This is a genomic window from Bradyrhizobium amphicarpaeae, assembly GCF_002266435.3.
In the GTDB taxonomy this organism is placed as follows: domain Bacteria; phylum Pseudomonadota; class Alphaproteobacteria; order Rhizobiales; family Xanthobacteraceae; genus Bradyrhizobium; species Bradyrhizobium amphicarpaeae.
Genome location: NZ_CP029426.2, coordinates 406,406 through 427,809 on the forward strand (window position 1 = coordinate 406,406; position 21,404 = coordinate 427,809).

The following is a 21,404-nucleotide window of genomic DNA, read 5'->3' on the forward strand; positions in this document are numbered from 1 at the left end:
GGCAGGTCGTCACCAGTTGGTGCTCGGGTCCTTGATAGGGGTCGTCGGATCAGGTGATCGACGCCTCCAGCGTGCGACGAACTGGCGACAGAACCTCGTGCCTTTAATTTGGCGTCATGTTGCACCTGCGCGCCTGCTATGTTAGCAAAGCCGCGATTTTAACGGATCCGGCACGTCCCGTGTCGGCCGGAAATCGAAGTCCCGCTTGAATTCCAAGGGCTTGGATCGCTTGGCGCCGCTTTGTGGCGACGGTTTTTCCCTTGCGAGTTTGACAGCAAAAAGAGCGCGTCTGTGGCTGCAGAAGATACGTCCGTTTCCGGTGTGTCCGGCCGTTATGCAACGGCCTTGTTCGATCTGGCCCGCGACCAGAAAGTGGTCGACGAGGTCAAGGCCGATCTCGAGAAATTCGAGGCCCTGCTGAACGAGAGCGCCGACCTGAGGCGCCTGGTCCGCAGCCCGGTTTTCGCGGCCGAGGCCCAGTCCAGGGCCCTTTCGGCCGTGCTGGCCAAGGCCGGCATCGCCGGCATCTCCGCCAATTTCCTGAAAGTCCTGACCGCCAATCGCCGCCTGTTCGTGGTGACCGACGTCATTCGCGCCTACCGCGCCCTGGTCGCCAGGTTCAAGGGCGAGGTGACGGCCGACGTCACTGTGGCGGAAGCGCTTTCGGACAAGAATCTCGACGCCCTCAAGGTTGCCCTGAAGTCGGTGACCGGCAAGGACGTCGCGCTCAACGTGAATGTCGATCCCTCGATCATCGGTGGCCTCGTCGTCAAGCTCGGCAGCCGCATGATCGATAGTTCGCTTCGCACCAAACTCAATTCGATCAAGCACGCGATGAAAGAGGCAGGCTGATGGACATCCGCGCCGCGGAAATTTCCGCGATCCTCAAGGACCAGATCAAGAATTTCGGCCAGGAAGCTGAAGTCTCCGAAGTCGGACAGGTGCTGTCCGTCGGCGACGGTATCGCCCGCGTCTACGGTCTGGACAACGTCCAGGCCGGCGAAATGGTCGAGTTCGAGAACGGCACCCGCGGCATGGCGCTGAACCTCGAAACCGACAACGTCGGCGTCGTGATCTTCGGCGGCGACCGTGAGATCAAGGAAGGCCAGACCGTCAAGCGCACCCGCGCCATCGTGGACGCGCCGGTCGGCAAGGGCCTGCTCGGCCGCGTCGTCGACGGTCTCGGTAACCCGATCGACGGCAAGGGCCCGATCCAGGCCGACAAGCGCATGCGCGTCGACGTCAAGGCGCCCGGCATCATTCCCCGCAAATCGGTGAACGAGCCGATGGCGACCGGCCTCAAGGCGATCGACGCCCTGATCCCGATCGGCCGTGGCCAGCGCGAACTGATCATCGGCGACCGTCAGACCGGCAAGACCGCGATCGCGCTCGACACCATCCTGAACCAGAAGCCGCTCAACGCGCAGCCCGACGAGAACATCAAGCTGTACTGCGTCTACGTCGCGGTCGGCCAGAAGCGTTCGACCGTCGCCCAGTTCGTGAAGGTGCTGGAAGAGCAGGGCGCGCTCGAATATTCGATCGTCGTCGCCGCGACCGCGTCGGATCCCGCGCCGATGCAGTACATCGCGCCGTTCACCGGCTGCACCATGGGCGAGTATTTCCGCGACAACGGCATGCACGCTGTCATCATCTATGACGATCTGTCCAAGCAGGCCGTCGCCTACCGCCAGATGTCGCTGCTGCTGCGCCGCCCGCCGGGCCGCGAAGCCTATCCCGGCGACGTGTTCTATCTGCACTCCCGCCTGCTCGAGCGCGCGGCGAAGCTGAACAAGGACCAGGGCTCGGGCTCGCTGACGGCGCTGCCGGTCATCGAAACCCAGGCCAACGACGTGTCGGCCTACATTCCGACCAACGTCATCTCGATCACCGACGGCCAGATCTTCCTGGAAACCGACCTGTTCTTCCAGGGCATCCGTCCCGCGGTGAACGTCGGTCTGTCGGTGTCGCGCGTCGGCTCTTCGGCGCAGACCAAGGCCACCAAGAAGGTCGCCGGCAAGATCAAGGGCGAGCTGGCGCAGTACCGCGAAATGGCGGCGTTCGCGCAGTTCGGCTCCGACCTCGACGCCTCGACCCAGCGCCTGCTGAATCGCGGCTCGCGCCTGACCGAGCTCCTGAAGCAGCCGCAGTTCTCGCCGCTGAAGATGGAAGAGCAGGTTTGCGTGATCTGGGCCGGCACCAACGGCTATCTCGATCCGCTGCCGGTCAGCAAGGTGCGCGCCTTCGAGGACGGTCTGCTGTCGCTGCTGCGCGGCAAGAATGCCGACATCCTCAATTCGATCCGCGATACCCGCGACCTCACCGACGACACCGCTGCCAAGCTGAAGTCGGTGGTCGAAGGTTACGCGAAGAGCTTCGCTTAAGAAACAGCCGTCATGGCCGGGCAAAAGCGCGAAGCGCGTCTTCGCATCTGAAGTCCCGGCCATCCACGTGTTACCGCGTGGCAGACGAGAACGTGGATGCCCGGGACAAGCCCGGGCATGACGGAGAGATAGGGTCGCGGTCTCGCCAAGGGCAGATCGCCGGGGTGAACGAAGAATGGCGTCACTTAAAGACATGCGCGTGCGCATCGCCTCCACCAAGGCGACGCAAAAGATCACCAAGGCCATGCAGATGGTCGCTGCGTCCAGGTTGCGCCGCGCCCAGCAGGCGGCCGAAGCCGCACGCCCCTATGCAGACAAGATGAGCGCGGTGATCTCCAACATCGCCAGCGCTGCCGCCGGTTCGCCCGGCGCGCCGGCGTTGCTGGCCGGCACCGGCAAGGACCAGGTTCACCTGCTGCTGGTCTGCACCGGCGAGCGCGGCCTGTCCGGCGCCTTCAACTCCTCGATCGTGCGCCTCGCCCGCGATCGTGCCCAGGCGCTGATGGCGCAGGGCAAGGAAGTCAAATTCTTCTGCGTCGGCCGCAAGGGCTATGAGCAGCTCCGCCGCCTGTTCGACAAGCAGATCGTCGAGCATCTCGATTTGCGCAGCGTTCGTCAGCTCGGTTTCGTCAACGCCGAGGACATCGCCAGGAAGGTGCTGGCCCGTTTCGAGAACGGCGAGTTCGACGTCTGCACGCTGTTCTACGCGCAGTTCAAGTCGGTGATCGCCCAGATCCCGACCGCGCAGCAGATCATTCCGCTGGTCGTGGAAGCGAAGGCCGCGAACGCGCCGGTGACGTCCTACGAATACGAGCCGGAGGAGGACGAACTCCTTTCGGGCCTGCTGCCGCGCAACATCGCGGTGCAGATCTTCCGCGCGCTGCTGGAGAACAACGCCTCGTTCTACGGCGCGCAGATGAGCTCGATGGACAACGCCACCCGCAACGCCGGCGAAATGATCCGCAAGCAAACCCAGATCTACAACCGAACCCGTCAAGCCCAGATCACCAAGGAGCTGATCGAGATCATCTCCGGCGCCGAGGCGGTCTGACGCAACATCCAAACGACGGTCGTTCAAGTAAAGAATTTCGAAGGAGAGCTTCATGGCTACAGCAGCTACCCAGGTCGGTCGCGTTACCCAGGTGATGGGCGCCGTCGTCGACGTTCAGTTCCAGGGCCACCTCCCGGCCATTCTCAATTCGCTGGAAACCAAGAACGGCAACATCCGCCTCGTGCTGGAAGTTGCGCAGCATCTCGGTGAGTCCACCGTGCGCACGATCGCGATGGACGTGACCGAAGGTCTGGTGCGCGGCCAGGAAGTGACCGACACCGGCCAGCCGATCCGCGTTCCCGTCGGCGAAGGCACGCTCGGCCGCATCATCAACGTCATCGGCGAGCCGATCGACGAAGCCGGCCCGGTCAAGGCCGAAAGTATGCGTCCCATCCACCAGGACGCGCCGAGCTACACCGACCAGTCGACCGAAGCCGAAATTCTGGTCACCGGCATCAAGGTCGTCGACCTCCTGGCTCCGTATGCGAAGGGCGGCAAGATCGGCCTGTTCGGCGGCGCCGGCGTCGGCAAGACCGTGCTGATTCAGGAGCTGATCAACAATGTCGCGAAGGCGCACGGCGGCTACTCCGTGTTCGCCGGCGTCGGCGAGCGTACCCGCGAAGGCAACGACCTCTATCACGAGTTCATCGAATCCAAGGTCAACGCCGATCCGAAGAATCCGGATCCGAGCGTGAAGTCGAAGTGCGCGCTGGTGTTCGGCCAGATGAACGAGCCGCCCGGCGCCCGCGCCCGCGTCGCGCTCACCGGTCTGACCATCGCGGAAGACTTCCGCGACAAGGGCCAGGACGTGCTGTTCTTCGTCGACAACATCTTCCGCTTCACGCAGGCGGGCTCGGAAGTGTCGGCGCTCTTGGGTCGTATTCCTTCGGCGGTCGGTTATCAGCCGACGCTCGCCACCGACATGGGCGCGCTGCAGGAGCGCATCACCACCACGCAGAAGGGTTCGATCACCTCGGTGCAGGCCATCTACGTTCCGGCCGACGACTTGACCGACCCGGCGCCCGCGACCTCGTTCGCGCATTTGGACGCGACCACCACGCTGTCGCGCTCGATCGCTGAAAAGGGCATCTATCCGGCGGTGGATCCGCTCGACTCGACCTCGCGCATGCTCTCCCCGCTGGTCGTCGGCGAGGAGCACTACGCGGTCGCTCGTCAGGTCCAGCAGGTGCTGCAGCGCTACAAGGCGCTCCAGGACATCATCGCCATTCTCGGCATGGACGAGCTTTCGGAAGAGGACAAGCTGGCGGTGGCCCGTGCTCGCAAGATCGAGCGCTTCATGTCGCAGCCGTTCCACGTCGCCGAAATCTTCACGGGATCGCCGGGCAAGTTCGTCGAGCTCGCCGACACCATCAAGGGCTTCAAGGGCCTGGTGGAAGGCAAGTACGACCACCTGCCCGAGGCCGCCTTCTACATGGTCGGCACGATCGAGGAAGCCGTCGAGAAGGGCAAGAAGCTGGCGGCGGAAGCGGCCTAAGCTGCCACCAGGCTGCGCCGTCACCCTGAGGTGCGAGCGCAGCGAGCCTCGAAGGGTGTCTTTCTTTCATCCTTCGAGGGCCGCAAGCGCGGCCACCTCAGGATGACGACCGCCTTGTTCGCGCGAAACGGATTTTCCCATGGCCACCTTCCACTTCGATCTCGTGTCTCCGGAAAAGCTCGCATTCTCGGGCGAGGTCGATCAGGTCGACATCCCCGGCGTCGAGGGTGATTTCGGCGTGCTGGCAGGACATGCGCCGGTCGTGGCTGCGATCCGTCCGGGCATCCTCACCATCACCGCCGGCGGCAAGCACGAGAAGATCATCGTGCTCGGCGGTCTCGCCGAAGTTTCCGAAAAGGGCCTGACCGTGCTCGCCGACGTCGCGACGTCGCTGGCCGAACTCGACCGCGCCCAGTTCGCTGCGACCGTCTCGGAAATGGAAGAAGGCTTGAAGGAGCATGAGGGCGGCGAGCTCGATAACGCCATCGAGCGGCTCGACCACTTCAAGAGCATCCAGCAGCAGCTCAGCTCCACGGCTATGCACTAAGCCCCGGGGCACCGCTCCGGGGCTCAAGCCTGGAATTTTCTGGCTAAGTTCAGCGCTCGTCACGGAAGTGGCGGGCGCTGAAACTTTGTTGCACCGCGCTTGCGATCGCGGCATTCTGCGCCCGCGAATTCGGTCCGGGGCGGGTCACAGATGAAGCGCAAGATCGCGGCGATTTTCGCGGCCGATATTGCCGGTTATTCGAGGCTGGTCGCGGAAGACGAAGAGCAAACGCTGCGGCGTCTGGCCTCCTATCGCGAGGTCATCGACGATTTCATCGCGAGGGCCGGCGGGCGCATCTTCAACACGGCGGGCGATGCCGTGCTCGCGGAATTTCCGAGCGCGGTCGATGCGGTGCGTTGCGCGATCGACATCCAGGAGTCGTTGCGGACCCGCAACATGGCCTATCCGCCGAGCCGGCAGATGTCGTTCCGCATCGGCATCACCATCGGCGACGTGGTCGAGCGCAACGGCGATCTGCTCGGCGACGGCGTCAACATCGCGGCGCGGCTGGAGGGGCTCGCCGAGGTCGGCGGCATCTGCGTCTCGCGCGCGGTGCACGAGCAGGTCGCCAACAAGCTCTCGGTGCAGTTCGCCGATATCGGCGCGCAGGAGGTCAAGAACATCCCGACGCCGGTGCATGCCTACATGGTGGCGATGCGGCGCGAGGACGGCAGCTACGCGACGCCGCAGGTGAAGAAGGCGGCTTCCAAGGTGGCCGCGGCCCCGGTGTGGATGTGGCCTCTGGTGGTCGCCATTGTCTCGGTCACGGCCATCGGTGTCAGCGGCTTTCTGTACAACACCAAGCTCAAGCAGACGGCGAGTGCTGCGGCAACGCCGGCCGTGACGCCAAGCGCAACACCGGCCGCAAGCGTCGCGACTCCAGGCCCGTCACCGACCCAAATGGCGAAGGCGCCGATGGTGCCGCAGAATGCCGGTGCTGCGATGGCCCCGATGCCTGCGCCGTCGCCATCGGCCGCGCCGATGGCCGGCAAGTTTGCGGCCGACAGCGTGCCTTTCATCAACGAGCGCGTCCGCAGCTTCCTCGCCGGCGATTATTCCGCCGCCGGCGACTACAAGGCTTTCGCCCTCAACGTCGGCGGCTTCACCGGCTCGGCGCTGAACCAGCCGAACGAGGAGGCCGCGCGCAACATGGCGATCGAGCAGTGCCAGAAGCGCGCCGATGCCGCGCAATCGCCGCGGCGCTGCGAGCTCTATGTGGTCGGCAACACCATCGTCTACGCGCACGGCAAGCCGCCGATGCCGCCGCAGCCCTACTTCAGGCACGACGCCATGACCGAACGGGTGTTCGTCTCGAAGGACTTTCCGATGGTGCGCGAGCCGCAAAAGGTGCGGCTCGAGAACATGTTCGTGCCGGCGGCGAAATCCCGCTCGGTCGCGCTCGGTCCGGGTGGACAATATTTCATGGTGCTGGGCGCATCATCCGCCGAAGATGCCGCGCGCCGTTCACTGGAATCCTGCGGCGCGATTGCCGGCGTGGCGTGCCTCGTGGTCGCGATCGACGACAATTTCGTCGTGCCGGTCCCGACGCTGTTTCGGATCACCGGCTTCTTCAATGCCGCCACCAACGCCTCGATCGTGGCAGACGCGCGCGGCGAGGTCGTGCGCAAGCTCGGTGACGCCATGGGCTGGAACGCCGTTGCGGTCGGCACCGCGGGTCGGCCGGGTCTCGGCCTGAAAGCCGCCGACGAGAAGGCCGCCGTCACCTCCGCACTCGCCGACTGCGCCAAGCGCGACAGCGATTGCCACGTCATCGCGCTCGGCCCGTTCACGGTGGGACCGATCAATTAGGATTCACCAAGTCTAGGCTCGCTCGCCACGGCGGGCGAGATGCGCTCGCTCTGCCGCTTGCGGGGCAGGGCTGGGGTGGGGGCTGTCTCCGCGCTTTGATCGTTGAGAATTGCGTGGAGGGGATAAGAGAGCGGTGCGCTCCCCCACACAAAATTCCAGCGGAAATTCCCCAACCATTTCAACCGCCATTCTACTGTGCATGGGGTTGTTTTCGCGATTTCAGTTCGCGAAGGTCGCGAACTGCCCGGCCACCGCGCGATAAACCTCACGCCGGAACGGCACCACGATTTCGGCGACACGATCCAGTCGCTCCCAGCGCCAGGCGTCGAACTCGGCCGGCTGGCCGTTGCGCGGCGTCAGCGGGTCGATCTCGTCATCCTTGCCGGTGAAGCGCAGCGCGAACCATTTCTGCCGCTGGCCGCGAAATTTCGCCAGGCGGTGCGTCTGCGGGCCGTCGTAAGGCGGGAATTCGTAGGTGAGCCAGTCGGTCTCGCCGAGATAGGTTGCGCTCTTGACGCTGGTCTCCTCCCAGAGCTCGCGCATCGCGGCATCGCGCAAATTCTCGCCCTCGTCGACGCCGCCCTGCGGCATCTGCCAGTCGAGGCCCGGCAGGATGATCTCGGGCCCGTCACCCTTGAAGCGGTGACCGATCAGCACCCGGCCATCGGCATTGAAGAGCGCGATCCCGACGTTGGGGCGGTAGGGCTTTTCATTCGTCACGCGTCAATCTCTCATCGTCATTCCCGGCTGCATTAGCACCGAAGCCGGGACGACAATTCGATTTATTGCTCCGCCAGCGCGGAAAATTCCTGCACCACGCGCTCATAGACCGGGCGCTTGAAGGGAATGATCAGCCCGGTCAGGTTCTTCATCGGCTCCCAGCGCCAGCTCACGAACTCGGCCTTGTGGCCGCCGCCGCCGGGCCGCTCGACATTGATCTCGCTGTCCTTGCCGGTGAAGCGCACTGCGAACCATTTCTGGCGCTGGCCGCGGTAGCGGCCCTTCCAGGCGCGCCCGGCGACCGTGCGCGGAATGTCGTAAGTGAGCCAGTCCGGGACCTCGCCGAGCCGCTCCACCGAGCGCACGCTGGTCTCCTCATAGAGCTCGCGCCTGGCGGCGTCCCAGGTGTCCTCGCCGGGATCGACGCCGCCTTGCGGCATCTGCCAGACGTGGGTGTCGTCGACGTGCTCGATGCCGCCGGCGCGGCGGCCGATGAACACCAGGCCTTCTGTGTTGATCAGCATCACGCCGACGCAGGTCCGGTAGGGCAGATCCTCGTAACGCGCCATTCCGCCAGACCTCTCGCATGCTGCTGGTTGCGGCTTGACCGGTCCCGCGGGACCCGTGCCGTACCAATCCGTTGATTTAGCTGGATTTTGATTTCAGCATCGCAGTTGTCAATGGCACCAAAAGGATACCCCGGTCGCCCAATGTCTTGGTCCAGGCGCCGATGCGCTCGATCGAGACGGGAAGGGCACTGGCGGTGCCGACAGCCGCGCCGCGCTCGCGCGCCGCCGATTCGAGCTTGTTCAGGGCGCGGTCGATCTCCGTCGGCGTCGGCACCGCGTCGATCGCGATGTCGCCCCTGCCGAACGGCATCGCCGCGCTGCTTGCTGCCTGGGGCGCGATGCTGCGGGGCGAGGAGCCGTCGTCGAAGAAGCCGAGGCCGCGCTTGGCCGCCTCGCGGATGATCGGCTGCATCGCCGCCTCCGTCGCGATGAAGCGGGCGCCCATGAAATTGGTGATGCCGGCATAGCCCTGCATCCGGCTGAAATGCCAATACAGGCGGTCCATGTTCTGGTCGGCGCTGAGCGAGGTCAGCAGCGTCTGCGGTCCCGGATCATTGTCGGGGAAGTCGTAGGGCTCCATCGGGATCTGCAGGAAGATCTCGTGGCGCTGCGCGCGGGCCCGTTCGGCGAGCTTGCCGGGATCGGTGCCGTAGGGCGTGAAGGCCAGCGTCACCGCCGCCGGCAGCCTCATGATGGCATCGGTGGTCTTGGCGGCGCCGACGCCGAGGCCGCCGATCACGATGGCGACCACCGGCATCTTGGCGGCCTTGGCGCGGTCGGCGTCGGCGGCATAGACGTTGAACGGCTTCAGCCCGTCGGCGACCACCGGGATCATGCCGTAGCGTGACTTCTCCAGCAGTTTTGGATTGATCCCGGCCATGACCGGCGGCGGGGCGGACGCCGCGCCGGCCTTGTCGCCGGCGTCCTCGCCGGCGCCGATCACCACGTCGTGGCGGGCGCCGGTAGAGCCGTCGATCATGGTGACGGTCTTCTGCTCGCCGGGCGCAGCCTGCTTCGGCGCCTCCTGGCTGTCGTGCTTGCCGTCCTGCTTGGCCTCCGGACCATGGCCTGCGGCGGCGGGCTTCTCATCGGTCGGCTTGTTGGCGCCGTTCTCGCGGATCGCGATCCGCGTCATCGGCTCGCCGCCGAGCGGATCCTTGTTGAAGATGGCGAAGCCGGCGAAGGTGAGAAGGAACAGGCCGAGCAGCACGGCGAGCGCCTGCATGGCCGTGAACGGCAGCCGCAGCCGGCGTTTCCGGCGCGGCTTGTCCTGTCCGAGCGGGGCGCTCAGATCATCGGCCGTTTCAGTCATGCGCGATCCCGAATCACTGCCAATGACGATACCACGCCGGGGTCAAGCGGCGGCAGGCCGGGATAGGCCGGGGCACCGGGAGTTCCAAGCAAAAAGGGCGGCTCCCGGAGCCGCCCTTTCGTCGGATCGCGCAATGCGCCGCCTTGGTTCGCCGACCTAGTTCGCCGCTTTGGGCTTGTCGGTCGTGGCCTTGTTGTCGCCGCCCGGGGTGGGCGCGGCGGAGGCGCTGTTCTTGATGCCGTGGAGCAGGTCGTCGGCGAGCTTGAGCGCCTTGTCGTCCTTGGCGTCCGGCGGGACGTAGGACTGCGAGCCGGTCTTCTCGTCGCCGTCGTTCTTGAGATGGCCGCGCAGCGAAGCCTCGCCCTTGGTGTCGGTGCGCGACTTCAGCTCGTCCGGCACGTCCTGCAGCACTTCGATGTCGGGCACGATGCCCTTGGCCTGGATCGACTTGCCCGACGGCGTGTAGTAGCGCGCCGTGGTCAGCCGCAGCGCGCCATTGCCGCTTCCGAGCGGGATGATGGTCTGCACCGAGCCCTTGCCGAACGAGCGCGTGCCGACGATGGTCGCGCGCTTGTGGTCCTGCAGCGCGCCGGCGACGATTTCCGACGCCGAGGCCGAGCCGCCATTGACCAGCACGATGACCGGCTTGCCCTTGGTGAGGTCACCGGCATGCGCGGTGCGGCGCTGGGTCTCCTCGGCATTGCGGCCGCGGGTCGAGACGATCTCGCCCTTCTCCAGGAACGAGTCGGAGACGGTGACCGCTTCCTCGAGCAGGCCGCCCGGATTGTTGCGGAGGTCGATGATGAAGCCCTTCAGCTTGTCGCCGATCTGATTCGAGAGGTTGGCGACCTCGCGCTTCAGGCCCTCGGTGGTCTGCTCGTTGAAGGTGGTGATGCGGATGTAGGCGATGTCGTCGGCCTCGACGCGCGCGCGCACCGAGCGGACGCGGATGTTGTCGCGCACCAGCGTGACGTCGATCGGATTGTCCTGGCCCTTGCGGATGATCTTGAGCTTGATCTTGGTGTTGACCGGGCCGCGCATCTTCTCGACCGCCTGGTTCAGGGTCAGGCCCTGCACCGCCTCGTCGTCGAGATTGGTGATGATGTCGTTGGCCATGACGCCGGCGCGCGAAGCGGGGGTGTCGTCGATCGGCGAGACCACTTTGATCAGGCCGTCTTCCATCGTGACCTCGATGCCGAGGCCGCCGAACTCACCGCGGGTCTGCACCTGCATGTCGCGGAAGCTCTTGGCGTCCATGTAGCTCGAATGCGGATCGAGGCCGGTGAGCATGCCGCTGATGGCGGATTCGATCAGCTTGGTGTCGTCGGGCTTCTCGACATAGTCGGAGCGCACGCGCTCGAAGACGTCGCCGAACAGATTGAGCTGGCGATAGGTGTCCGCGGTGGCGGCTCGCGCGCTGGAGCCCATGAACACCGCGCGCGGCTGGGTCACGAACAGCATCAGCGCCGCACCGGTGGCCGCGCTGAGGAGGATTACTGAAGTCTTGCGCATCATCCGCGAACCTTCTCGCCTTCATTTGCGGCCCACCATGGGCCTGGATCGATTGGAGTGCCGTCCTTACGGAACTCGACATACAGCACAGGTTGACTCGCGTTCGTCGCGAGAATGGAGGCGACCTGAGAGGTCGATCCCATCGTCGCAACCGGCTCCCCCGTGAGCACAAACTGTCCGATGTTGACCGAAATGCGCTCCATCCCGGCGATCAGGACATGATACCCGCCCCCGGCATTGAGGATCAAGAGTTGTCCATAGCTGCGGAACGGACCTGAATAGACCACCCAGCCGTCACACGGCGTTGTGACCTGGGAGCCGGGCTTGGTCGCCAGCGAAATGCCTTTCTGGACCCCGCCGACCCCGTCGGAACCGCCAAAATCCCTGATCTTGTTACCGTTAACCGGGAGAGGCAGGAGGCCCTTGGCGGAAGCAAAGACGATCGCGGGGGTGGTCCGGGACCGGTCCTTGAACACGCCCGGGCCGGGTTTCGCGGTGGCGGCCGCCTTGGCTTCGGCCAGCTTGGCAGCTTCGGCCGCCTTCTCGGCGGCCTTGGCGGCACTCTGCAGATCCTGCTCCATCTTGGTGATCAGGCCCTGGAGATCGCCGACCTGCTTTGAAAGCATGATCGCGCGCGAATTCTCGGCGTTGAGATCCTTTTCGCGCGCCGCCTGCTGGCGCTGCCGCTCGTCGACGAGGGCGGTGAGCCGGGTCTGGTCGCTCCTGACCTTGTCGCGGTCGGAGGCGAGCTGGTCGCGCTCGGTGGCGATATTCTTGCGCAAGGCGACGAGCTCGCCGAGCTCGCTTGCGATCTTTTCGGCGCGGCCACGCAGCTCCGGCACCACAGCGCCGAGCAGCATCGCGGTGCGCAGCGATTGCAGCGCATCTTCGGGCCGCACCAGCAGCGCAGGCGGCGTACGCCGGCCGGCCCGCTGCAGGGCCGCCAGCACCTCGACGATGTCGGCGCGGCGCGAATCGAGCGAGCTGCGCATCGCCTGCTCGCGTCCGTTGAGCGCGCGCAGCCGGGCTTCGGTCTCGTCGATCTTGGTCTCGACGCTGCGCACATTGGCGGCGGTGTCGATCAGCTGCTGGTTGAGCTGGGTGCGGTCCTGGCCGAGCGAGGTGATCTCCGCCTTGAGCTTGGCCTGGGCTTCTTCCGCGCTCTTCTGCCTGGCGCGTGCGGCTTCCAGCTCCTGCTCGCGCTGCCTGATGGCATCGGGCGAAACCGCGGCGGTCTGCGGCGCCGCCGTCTGGGCTTGCGCCAGGCTTATGCAAGCTTGCGCGAGGCTTGCGCCGGCGACGCCAGTGATCAGCAGCAGGTTGAGGAGCGGCGCTCGCATCGTGTCGGCAAAGGTGCTCGTTGTGGCGCGCATCACGCGCGGTGATAGGGGTGGCCGGCCAGAATGGTGGCGGCCCGATAAAGCTGTTCCAGAAGCATGACGCGGACCATTTGGTGCGGCCAGGTCGCAGAGCCGAACGCGATCGCAAGCTTGGCCTTACGGCGCAATTCGGGCGAAAGTCCGTCCGCCCCTCCGATCACGAAGATAGTATGGCCGGCACCTTCGTCCCGCCAGCGTCCGAGCTGCCGTGCGAATACGGTGGAGTCGAGATTTTGCCCGCGCTCGTCCAGTGCCACCAGGATCGATTTGTCCGGGATATGCGCTGAGATCGCGGCAGCCTCTTCGGTCATCCGCGTCGCGGTGTCGCGTGCGCGGCTCTCGGGGATCTCGTGGACCAGCAGCTCGCGGAATCCGAGCTTGCGGCCGGCCTCGTCGAACCGCTCGAAATAGCGGTCGGCAAGTTCCCGTTCGGGGCCCTGCTTCAGCCGGCCCACCGCAATGACAGCAACGCGCATGATGTCTTCAGGGTCGTGTTTTCAGGACCGCGCGCAAATGGCGCGCGCACGACGCTAGCATGCGCGTCAGCCGATTCGAAATCGGCCGGGTGAACCTGGCCGCCTTCGCCTAGATCGCTTTCGCCGCCCCTGGACCCTGCGTGTACAATCGCTCGAGATTGTAGAACTCGCGGACCTCGGGTCGGAACACGTGCACGATCACGTCGCCGGAATCGATCAACACCCAGTCGCAATTGGGCAAGCCCTCGACATGGATGTTCTTGATGCCGTTTTCCTTGAGGCCCTTGGCGACGTTTTCCGCGATCGCGCCGACGTGCCGGTTCACTCGGCCGGTGGTGACGATCATGTAGTCGGAGTACGCCGATTTGCCGCGAAGGTCGATGGTGACCGTCTCTTCCGCCTTCATGTCCTCGAGGCGGGAGAGGATCAGGCTCAGCGTCTTGTCGGCGTCGGGTTGCGCCTTCAAGGCCGCAGTTTTGGCCGATGTTTTACGCGCCGGCTTGGCAACCTTGGGTAAAACAGACTTCGTCGAAGCTGGCTTCGCTGAAGTTGACTTGGACAATACAGATGTGGTCAGGGACCATTCCTTTCACTGTATCGCGAACACCGAATCCGGTGCTCACCGGTTACACTACATCATGTGGGGTTAAGGGTTTCAATATGCCAGAGAGCCCGACGTCCCCACGACGCCGCCACTCCGTCTCACTTCGTACCTTTCCAGCTCCCGTCCGGGTTCCGTAAGCCGGTCGAGGAGAGATTGAGCTTCAATCCGGTCAGGAAGATCCAGGCCGGGGCCGGCCGATCCGCAAGCAATGCTGCCTCATTCTCGGGCACGCGGTAGCGCGCCAGCGCCTGGGCGGCGGGCGAGGCGAGGGCGCGAAAACTCTGCGGCGGGCGATCGATGACCGCAATCGGCACCTGGTCGGCGATGCGCCGCCAGTGCTGCCAACGATGGAATTGAGCGAGGTTGTCAGCGCCCATAATCCAGACAAAGCGCAAGCCACTGAGACGGCGGCGCAAGGTGTTGATCGTGTCGATAGTATAGCGGGTGCGAATGACGGATTCGAGACAGCTCACCTCGATCCGCGGGTCGTCGGCGACGTCGCGTGCCGCCTGCATGCGCTCGCCGAGTTCGTGCAGCGTACCGTTCTCCTTCAGCGGATTGCCGGGGGTCACCAGCCACCAGACGCGATCGAGCTGAAGGCGCTTCAGTGCGAACTGGCTGATCGCGCGATGGGCCTCGTGCGGCGGATTGAACGACCCGCCGAGCAGGCCGACGCGCATGCCCTTCGTATAGGGCGGTGTGGCCTGCGCGAAGAACCGTGGCGCGACGAAATTGTTGCTCAATGCCCCGCGCCTCGCGCCATGACTTACGGCCGCGTCTGTCCGGTGCCGTGAACGCGATATTTGAAGCTCGTCAGCTGCTCGGCGCCGACAGGGCCGCGGGCGTGAAAGCGGCCGGTCGCAATCCCGATCTCGGCGCCGAAGCCGAACTCGCCGCCATCGGCAAACTGTGTCGAGGCGTTGTGCAGCACGATCGCGGAATCGACCTCGCTCAGGAATTTCTTCGCAGCCGCCTCGTCCGCGCTCACGATCGCATCGGTGTGATGCGAGCCGTGGTTCTGGATGTGCGCGATCGCGCCGTCGACGCCGTCGACCACCTTCGCCGCGATGATCGCGTCGAGATATTCGGTGTCCCAATCATCCTTGCTCGCAGGTTTTACGCGCGCATCCGTTGCTTGCACCATTTCGTCGCCGCGCACTTCGCAGCCGGCTTCGATCAGCATCTCGACCAGCGGCTTCAGATTCTTGGCCGCAGCAGCGCGATCGACCAGCAGCGTCTCGGCCGCGCCGCAGACGCCGGTGCGGCGCATTTTTGCGTTGAGCACGATCGACTTCGCCATGGCGAGGTCGGCGCTGGCATCGACATAGACGTGATTGACGCCTTCGAGATGCGCGAACACGGGCACGCGTGCTTCCTGCTCGACGCGCGCGACGAGGCTCTTGCCGCCGCGGGGCACGATCACGTCGACGGCGCCGTTCAACCCCGACAGCATCATGCCGACGGCCGCGCGGTCGCGCGTCGGCACCAGCGTGATGGCAGCTTCAGGCAGGCCCGCCTCGCGCAGGCCCTGCACCAGGCAGTCATGGATCGCGCGGCAGGAGCGGAAACTGTCCGAGCCGCCGCGCAGGATCACGGCGTTGCCCGACTTCAGGCACAGCACGCCGGCGTCCGCCGCGACGTTCGGCCGGCTCTCGAAGATCACGCCGACGACGCCGAGCGGCACACGCACGCGCTCGATGGTCATGCCGTTCGGCCGCTGCCAGCTCTCGGTGACGATGCCGACGGGATCGGCGATGCCGCGCACGGTCGCGATGCCCTCGGCCATGCCCTCGACCCGCGCCGGCGTCAGCGTCAGGCGATCGATGAAGGAGGAGGTGGCGTTGCCCGAGGCGCGGGCTTCGGCCACGTCCTCCGCATTGGCGGCGAGAATGGCCGCGGAGTTCGCGCGGATCGCCCGCTCCATGGCTTCCAGCGCCCGGTTCTTCTGCTCCGGCGGCGCCAGCGCCAGCACGCGCGCGGCAGCGCGGGCTTTGACTGCGAGTTCGGACATCAGGGCCTGGAGATCGGCATTGCCGTCAACGGCTTTGAGGGGGGCGGCCATTGGAATTTCAACCTTCTGCTAAGGCGGTGTCCTAGCACGGAAATCCCGCTTTTGCGAAGGGCGGGGCGGGTATGGCTGCTACCCCTGGGTTGCGTTGAAGCTGGGTCACTGGCCGAGCAAAAGGGCCGCAGCGGCCCCTACCCGCCCACCACGAGATCGTCGCGGTGGATCATCTCCGAGCGGCCGCTAATGCCCAAAATGGTCATCACATCAGGGGAGGAGCGGCCCTTGATCCGCTCGGCGACCTCGGCATCGTAGGCGATGAGGCCGCGGCCGACTTCGCTGGTATCGGGGCCGCGCACGATCACGGCATCGCCGCGGGCGAACTGGCCTTCGACCTTGATCACGCCGGCGGGCAGCAGGCTGGCGCCGGCGCGCAGCGCCGTCACGGCGCCGGCATCGATCGTCAGCGTGCCCTTCGGCTCCAGCGTGCCCGCGATCCAGCGTTTGCGCGAGGTGATGGGATTGGCCGGCGTCAGGAACCAGGTGCAGCGACCGCCATCGGCGATCGCCTGCAGGGGATGCTCGATCTTGCCTGAGGCGATCAGCATATGCGTGCCGCCGGTCGTCGCGATCTTGGCCGCCTCGACCTTGGTGCGCATGCCGCCGCGCGACAGCTCGGACTCGGCATCGCCCGCCACGGCCTCGATCTCCGAGGAGATGCTCTCGACCACCGGAATCAGCCTGGCGTTCGGATTGTTCTTCGGCGGGGCGTCGTAGAGCCCGTCGATGTCGGACAGCAGCACCAGCAGATCGGCGCTCGCCATGGTGGCGACGCGCGCGGCGAGCCGGTCATTGTCGCCGTAGCGGATCTCGTTGGTCGCCACCGTGTCGTTCTCGTTGATGACGGGGATGGCGCGCCACTCCAGCAGCTTGCCGATGGTGGAGCGCGCATTGAGATAGCGGCGGCGCTCCTCGGTATCCCCGGGCGTGACCAGGATCTGGCCGGCGCCGATGCCGTGCGCCCCGAGCACCTCGGACCAGATCCGCGCCAGCGCGATCTGGCCGACCGCGGCGGCGGCCTGGCTCTCTTCCAGCTTGAGCGGGCCGCGCGGCAGCTTGAGGCGGCTGCGGCCGAGCGCGATCGAGCCGGAGGAGACGACGAGGACGTCGCGCCCCTCCTTGTGCAGCTTGGCCATGTCGTCGGCGAGCGCGGCGAGCCAGGACGCCCGCACCTCGCCCTTGTCGGAATCGACCAGAAGCGCGGAGCCGACCTTGACGACGATGCGGCGGAATTGACTGAGTTCGGGACTGGCCATGTGTGATTCGGGTGTTGGCGCGCTTTGACGATCTGCTCTGCATCGGAAACGGCGGAGCGAGAGAGCGGCGCCGATGGGCCCGCTTTTGCAGCAGGACGATGGCCGGCGCAAGGCGGCCGACGTGGTAAACAAACCAAGGTCGGCCTTGTCTTGGGCGCCGGTCCGGTTCTAATGCCGGCAACCAACAAAGGGTCGGAGGGGAAACGCATGGATCGCCGCAAATTCATGGCCGGATGTATCAGCCTGCCGCTGCTGGCGCAGGCAGGTGGGGCGCAAGCGCAGGCCGGGCTGAGCAAGATCATCTTCCCGTTCGCGGCAGGCGCGGGCGGCGACACGCTGTGCCGGCTGATGGCGCAGGAGATGGCGCCGGTCCTTCAGCGGACTCTGGTGGTCGAGAACCGCACCGGGGGCGACGGTCTGATCGGCATCAAGGCGGTGAAGGGCGGCAGCCCCGACGGCAGCATGGTGCTGGTGACGACCGGACCTACCATGTACCTGCTGCCGATGGTCGAAACGGCGCCGAGCTTCGATACCGCCAGGGATTTCGTGCCGGTGTCGCTGCTGGCGCGGTTCGAATTCGCGCTGGTGATCAACCCCAGCGTCGACGCCACCGATTTCAAAAGCTTCGTGGCGTGGCTGAAGGCGCATCCGGACAAGGCCTCGTTCGGGGTGCCGAGCAACGGCACCATTCCGCATTTCATGGGCTCCAAGCTCGAGAAGGATCTCGGCATTCCCCTGACCCGCGTGCCCTATCGCGGCAGCGCACCGATCCTCAACGACCTCATCGGCGGCCACATCTCGTTCGGGATCGTCACGTTGGCGGATGCGCTGCCGCAGCATCGCGCCAAGGGCGTGAAGATCATCGCGGTGTCGAGCGCGGCGCGTTCGCCCTTCGCGCCCGATGTCCCGACGCTGAAGGAGAGCGGCATCGATCTCGTCGCGGACGCCTGGTACGGCATGTGGCTTCCGGCCGGCAGCCCGCCGGAGTTCGCCGGCAAGCTCGGAGCCGCCGCGAGCGCCGCACTCGCCAAGCCCGAGGTGAAGGAGAAGCTCACGGCGATCGGGCTGATCCCGGTCGGCAGCACTGCGGAAGGATTGACCAAGGAGCTCGCCGCGAACATTGCGCTGTGGCAGCCGATCGTGAAGGCGACGGGATACAAGATCGAGAATTGAACTCCCTCGTCGCCCCACACCCAGTCGTCATGGCCGGGCTTGACCCGGCCATCCACGTGCGTCCGCGATTGCCGTAAGACGTGGTTGCCCGGGTCAAGCCCGGGCATGACGAACGGAGAGAGCCTCGTTCCGCTTACTCACATCTTTGCGCGTTGCGCGATGCCGTCCTTGATCGCGGCAAGCTCCGCCTCATCCCAGATGCCGATCAGGACGCCGTTCTTCACCTGCAGCTGGTTATCCGCATAAGCCGCGATCTTCTCGCGCGGCGTGGTGATGTGGCCGCTCGGATGCAGCGCCCAGTCGAACAGCTCGGCCTGCAGCCGCGCGATGATGCCGGCGCAGTCGGGGTCATCGCCGCGATCGAGATACTCTTCCGGATCGGTTTCGAGGTCGTACAGCATCGGCCGGAAGCCGGAGGCATGGATGTATTTCCAGCGGCCGTCGAACACCATGAACAGGCGGCAGCGCTCGATCGGCTGGTTCAGCTTCAGCCGCACGTCCTGCATGGCATAGTCGTATTCGGAGAACGCGACCTTGCGCCAGTCCGGCGGCGTCGGCCCGCGCAGCAGCGGCAGCAGCGAGCGTCCCTCGAGGATGTGGCCGGGGACCTTGCCGCCGAAATAGTCGACGAAGGTCGGCGCGAGATCGATGGCCTCGACCAGCGCGTCGCTGCGCGTGCCGCGCGTAGCGTCGGCCTCCTGCGAGGGATCGATGACGATCAGCGGGATTTTTGCCGACTGCTCGTGAAACAGATCCTTCTCACCCATCCAGTGATCGCCGAGATAATCGCCGTGATCGCTGGTGAACACGATCATGGTGCTCTCCAACAGGCCGCGCGCCTCCAAAAACTTCATCAGCACGCCCATCTGGTCGTCGATCTGGGTGATCAGGCCCATATAGGTTGGGATCACCTTCTCGCGGGCCTCGTCGCGCGCCATGTTGCGGGAGTAGCGCATGTCCATGTAGGCGCCGAACACCGGATGCGGATTTTGCCGCTCGCGCATCGAGCGGATCACCGGGATCATGTCTGAGGTCGCATACATGCTGGCGTAGGGCTCGGGCGCGATATAGGGCCAGTGCGGCTTGATGTAGGACAGATGCAGGCACCATGGCCGCCCATCGGTCTCGGCCTCGCTGAGGAAGTCCATTGCGCGGCGCGTCATGTAGGGCGTTTCTGAATGCTCGTCCGGCACGCGCGCGGCCTTGTCGGCGTGCACCAGTAGCCAGCCGTTCTGCAACGAGCCGTCTTCGGCCGCGCCGGAATTGGCCCAGTGCTCCCACGGGTTGGTTGCTTCAAAACCCTGCTGGCGCAGATATTCGTCGTATTTCGGGCGCGGCCGCCCCGTGGGATGCAGGCCGTCGTCGCGCTCATAGGGTTCGAAGCCGCATTCGGCGACATGCACGCCGATGACGGATTCCGGCGGGATGCCGAGCGCCTTCATGCCTTCGAGGTCGGGCGCCATGTGGGTCTTGCCGACCAGCACGTTGCGCACGCCGATCTTGTTCAGGTGATCGCCGAGCGTGGGCTCGCCGACGCGCAGCGGCCAGCCGTTCCAGTGCGAGCCGTGCGAACGCATGTAGCGCCCGGTGTAGAACGACATCCGCGACGGGCCGCAGATCGGCGATTGCACATAGGCCTTGCTGAACAGCACGCCGCGCTTGGCCATGGCGTCGATGTTCGGGGTCTTCAGCGTCGGATGGCCGGTGCAGCCGAGATAGTCATAGCGAAGCTGGTCGCACATGATCCAGAGAACGTTCTTCGCGCGCGCCATGCGTCATCCCTGCCGTTTTTTGATCGTGCGATGCTGCGATATCGGAGCGGCGAAGACAAGCCGGTGCTCGATTTGCTCCCGTTAAGAGCACCGACCCTCATCCTGAGGAGCCCGCGCAGCGGGCGTCTCGAAGGATGGCTGCGGGCGAGAGCCGGGCCTTCATGGTTCGAGACGCGCGTTCCGCGCTCCTCACCATGAGGGACTAAGGGTGATTGCTCACGCCGACCACGGCTCCGCTTCGGCCGTGCTCTTGGCCTTGGCCGACACCGGGGCATCGCCGATCACCGCGACGAGCGCACGCAGCGCTTCCTTGACGCCGTCGCCGGTGACCGCCGACAGCAGCAGCGGCGTCTTCTTGGCGGCGCGCTTCAAGCGCTCCTTCTGCTTCTTGAGCTCGTCCGGTTCGACCGCGTCGATCTTGTTCAGCGCGACGATCTCGATCTTGTCGGTGAGCTGCCCGCCATAGGCGTCGAGCTCCGTCCGGACCGTCTTGTAGGCCTTGCCGGCATGCTCGCAGGTGGCGTCGATCAGGTGCAGCAGCACGCGGCAGCGCTCGACATGGCCGAGGAAGCGGTCGCCGAGGCCGGTGCCTTCATGCGCGCCCTCGATCAGGCCGGGAATGTCGGCGAGCACGAATTCGCGGCCGTCGGCGTTCACGACGCCGAGCTGCGGATGCAGCGTGGTGAAGGGATAGTCGGCAATCTTCGGCTTGGCGGCGCTGACCTTGGACAGGAAGGTCGACTTGCCGGCATTGGGCAGGCCGACGAGGCCGGCATCGGCAATCAGTTTCAGCCGCAGCCAGATCCAGCGCTCCTCGCCCACCTGGCCGGGATTGGCGTTGCGCGGCGCGCGATTGGTCGAGGTCTTGAAATGCGCGTTGCCGAAGCCGCCATTGCCGCCCTCGGCCAGCACGAACTTTTCGCCGACATCGGTGAAGTCGTGGATCAGGGTCTCGCGATCCTCGTCGAAGATCTGCGTGCCCAGCGGCACCTTCAGCACGATGTTCTTGCCGTTGGCGCCGTGGCGGTCCGAACCCGAGCCGTTCTCGCCCTTCTGGGCCTTGAAGTGCTGCTGGTAGCGGTAGTCGATCAGCGTGTTGAGGCCGTCGGCGACCTCGATGATGACGTTGCCGCCGCGGCCGCCATTGCCGCCGGAGGGACCGCCGAATTCGATGAACTTCTCGCGGCGGAACGCCACGCAGCCGTTCCCGCCGTCACCGGAGCGGATATAGACCTTTGCTTCGTCGAGGAATTTCATGGGCCATAGGTAGGCCAGCAGGTCCC

19 protein-coding genes are annotated in these 21,404 nt (G+C 65.5%); 7 read left to right on the forward strand and 12 right to left on the reverse strand.

Going from position 1 to position 21,404, the window contains the following annotated elements; translation table 11 throughout:
- Positions 1-291: 291 nt before the first annotated feature.
- The 6 genes from CIT40_RS01975 (at position 292) to CIT40_RS02000 (ending at position 7,283) form a co-directional block, all read left to right on the forward strand.
- A complete protein-coding gene (locus tag CIT40_RS01975) occupies positions 292-852 on the forward strand; it encodes a F0F1 ATP synthase subunit delta (protein WP_094890739.1) in 561 nt (186 codons plus the stop codon).
- On the forward strand, positions 852-2,381 hold the full coding sequence (atpA, locus tag CIT40_RS01980) for a F0F1 ATP synthase subunit alpha (protein WP_094890741.1): 1,530 nt from the start codon (positions 852-854) through the stop codon (positions 2,379-2,381). Before CIT40_RS01975 ends, atpA begins: the two co-directional genes overlap by 1 nt.
- A 175-nt stretch (positions 2,382-2,556) precedes the next feature.
- Positions 2,557-3,432, forward strand: a complete 876-nt coding sequence (locus tag CIT40_RS01985; RefSeq protein ID WP_094890743.1) for a F0F1 ATP synthase subunit gamma — start codon at positions 2,557-2,559, stop codon at positions 3,430-3,432.
- A gap of 52 nt (positions 3,433-3,484) precedes the next feature.
- Positions 3,485-4,927, forward strand: coding sequence for a F0F1 ATP synthase subunit beta (atpD, locus tag CIT40_RS01990; protein ID WP_094890745.1), 1,443 nt, complete (start codon positions 3,485-3,487; stop codon positions 4,925-4,927).
- 139 nt (positions 4,928-5,066) lie between these two features.
- Positions 5,067-5,474 carry a F0F1 ATP synthase subunit epsilon gene (locus CIT40_RS01995; RefSeq protein ID WP_094890746.1) on the forward strand — a complete coding sequence of 136 codons (408 nt, stop codon included), beginning with the start codon at positions 5,067-5,069 and terminating at the stop codon, positions 5,472-5,474.
- A 150-nt stretch (positions 5,475-5,624) separates the two neighbouring features.
- Positions 5,625-7,283: an adenylate/guanylate cyclase domain-containing protein gene (locus tag CIT40_RS02000; RefSeq protein WP_094890747.1), complete on the forward strand. Its 1,659-nt coding sequence runs from the start codon at positions 5,625-5,627 to the stop codon at positions 7,281-7,283.
- A gap of 219 nt (positions 7,284-7,502) precedes the next feature.
- Here CIT40_RS02000 and CIT40_RS02005 read toward each other — a convergent pair whose 3' ends face one another.
- From CIT40_RS02005 to proB, 10 genes are all read right to left on the reverse strand, one after another.
- A complete protein-coding gene (locus CIT40_RS02005; RefSeq protein WP_094890748.1) occupies positions 7,503-8,003 on the reverse strand; it encodes an RNA pyrophosphohydrolase in 501 nt (166 codons plus the stop codon).
- A 62-nt stretch (positions 8,004-8,065) separates the two neighbouring features.
- Entirely contained in the window at positions 8,066-8,572 is a 507-nt protein-coding gene (locus CIT40_RS02010; RefSeq protein ID WP_094890749.1) for an RNA pyrophosphohydrolase, read from the reverse strand.
- Between the two features lie 76 nt (positions 8,573-8,648).
- The gene (locus tag CIT40_RS02015; protein WP_094890750.1) at positions 8,649-9,884 is read right to left on the reverse strand and encodes a divergent polysaccharide deacetylase family protein; all 1,236 of its coding nucleotides are present in this window, start codon (positions 9,882-9,884) and stop codon (positions 8,649-8,651) included.
- A 156-nt stretch (positions 9,885-10,040) separates the two neighbouring features.
- The gene (locus CIT40_RS02020; protein WP_094890751.1) at positions 10,041-11,399 is read right to left on the reverse strand and encodes a S41 family peptidase; all 1,359 of its coding nucleotides are present in this window, start codon (positions 11,397-11,399) and stop codon (positions 10,041-10,043) included.
- A complete protein-coding gene (locus tag CIT40_RS02025; protein WP_094890768.1) occupies positions 11,396-12,736 on the reverse strand; it encodes a murein hydrolase activator EnvC family protein in 1,341 nt (446 codons plus the stop codon). Before CIT40_RS02025 ends, CIT40_RS02020 begins: the two co-directional genes overlap by 4 nt.
- Positions 12,737-12,768: 32 nt before the next feature.
- Positions 12,769-13,251, reverse strand: coding sequence for a 23S rRNA (pseudouridine(1915)-N(3))-methyltransferase RlmH (gene rlmH, locus CIT40_RS02030; protein ID WP_094890752.1), 483 nt, complete (start codon positions 13,249-13,251; stop codon positions 12,769-12,771).
- Between the two features lie 109 nt (positions 13,252-13,360).
- Positions 13,361-13,717, reverse strand: a complete 357-nt coding sequence (rsfS, locus tag CIT40_RS02035) for a ribosome silencing factor (RefSeq protein ID WP_018318847.1) — start codon at positions 13,715-13,717, stop codon at positions 13,361-13,363.
- A 236-nt stretch (positions 13,718-13,953) separates the two neighbouring features.
- Positions 13,954-14,598, reverse strand: a complete 645-nt coding sequence (locus CIT40_RS02040) for a nicotinate-nucleotide adenylyltransferase (RefSeq protein WP_094890753.1) — start codon at positions 14,596-14,598, stop codon at positions 13,954-13,956.
- 23 nt (positions 14,599-14,621) lie between these two features.
- Positions 14,622-15,917 carry a glutamate-5-semialdehyde dehydrogenase gene (locus CIT40_RS02045; RefSeq protein ID WP_094890754.1) on the reverse strand — a complete coding sequence of 432 codons (1,296 nt, stop codon included), beginning with the start codon at positions 15,915-15,917 and terminating at the stop codon, positions 14,622-14,624.
- 137 nt (positions 15,918-16,054) lie between these two features.
- Positions 16,055-17,176 carry a glutamate 5-kinase gene (proB, locus tag CIT40_RS02050; protein WP_094890755.1) on the reverse strand — a complete coding sequence of 374 codons (1,122 nt, stop codon included), beginning with the start codon at positions 17,174-17,176 and terminating at the stop codon, positions 16,055-16,057.
- Positions 17,177-17,383: 207 nt separating this feature from the next.
- Between proB and CIT40_RS02055 the strand changes: the two genes are divergently transcribed.
- Positions 17,384-18,349, forward strand: coding sequence for a Bug family tripartite tricarboxylate transporter substrate binding protein (locus tag CIT40_RS02055; RefSeq protein ID WP_162307313.1), 966 nt, complete (start codon positions 17,384-17,386; stop codon positions 18,347-18,349).
- Positions 18,350-18,486: 137 nt separating this feature from the next.
- Here the strand turns inward: CIT40_RS02055 and CIT40_RS02060 are convergent, their stop codons facing one another.
- Both CIT40_RS02060 and obgE read right to left on the reverse strand, forming a co-directional pair.
- Positions 18,487-20,121 carry an alkaline phosphatase family protein gene (locus CIT40_RS02060; RefSeq protein WP_094890757.1) on the reverse strand — a complete coding sequence of 545 codons (1,635 nt, stop codon included), beginning with the start codon at positions 20,119-20,121 and terminating at the stop codon, positions 18,487-18,489.
- 216 nt (positions 20,122-20,337) lie between these two features.
- On the reverse strand, positions 20,338-21,378 hold the full coding sequence (gene obgE, locus CIT40_RS02065) for a GTPase ObgE (RefSeq protein ID WP_094890758.1): 1,041 nt from the start codon (positions 21,376-21,378) through the stop codon (positions 20,338-20,340).
- Between the last annotated feature and the right edge of the window lie 26 nt (positions 21,379-21,404).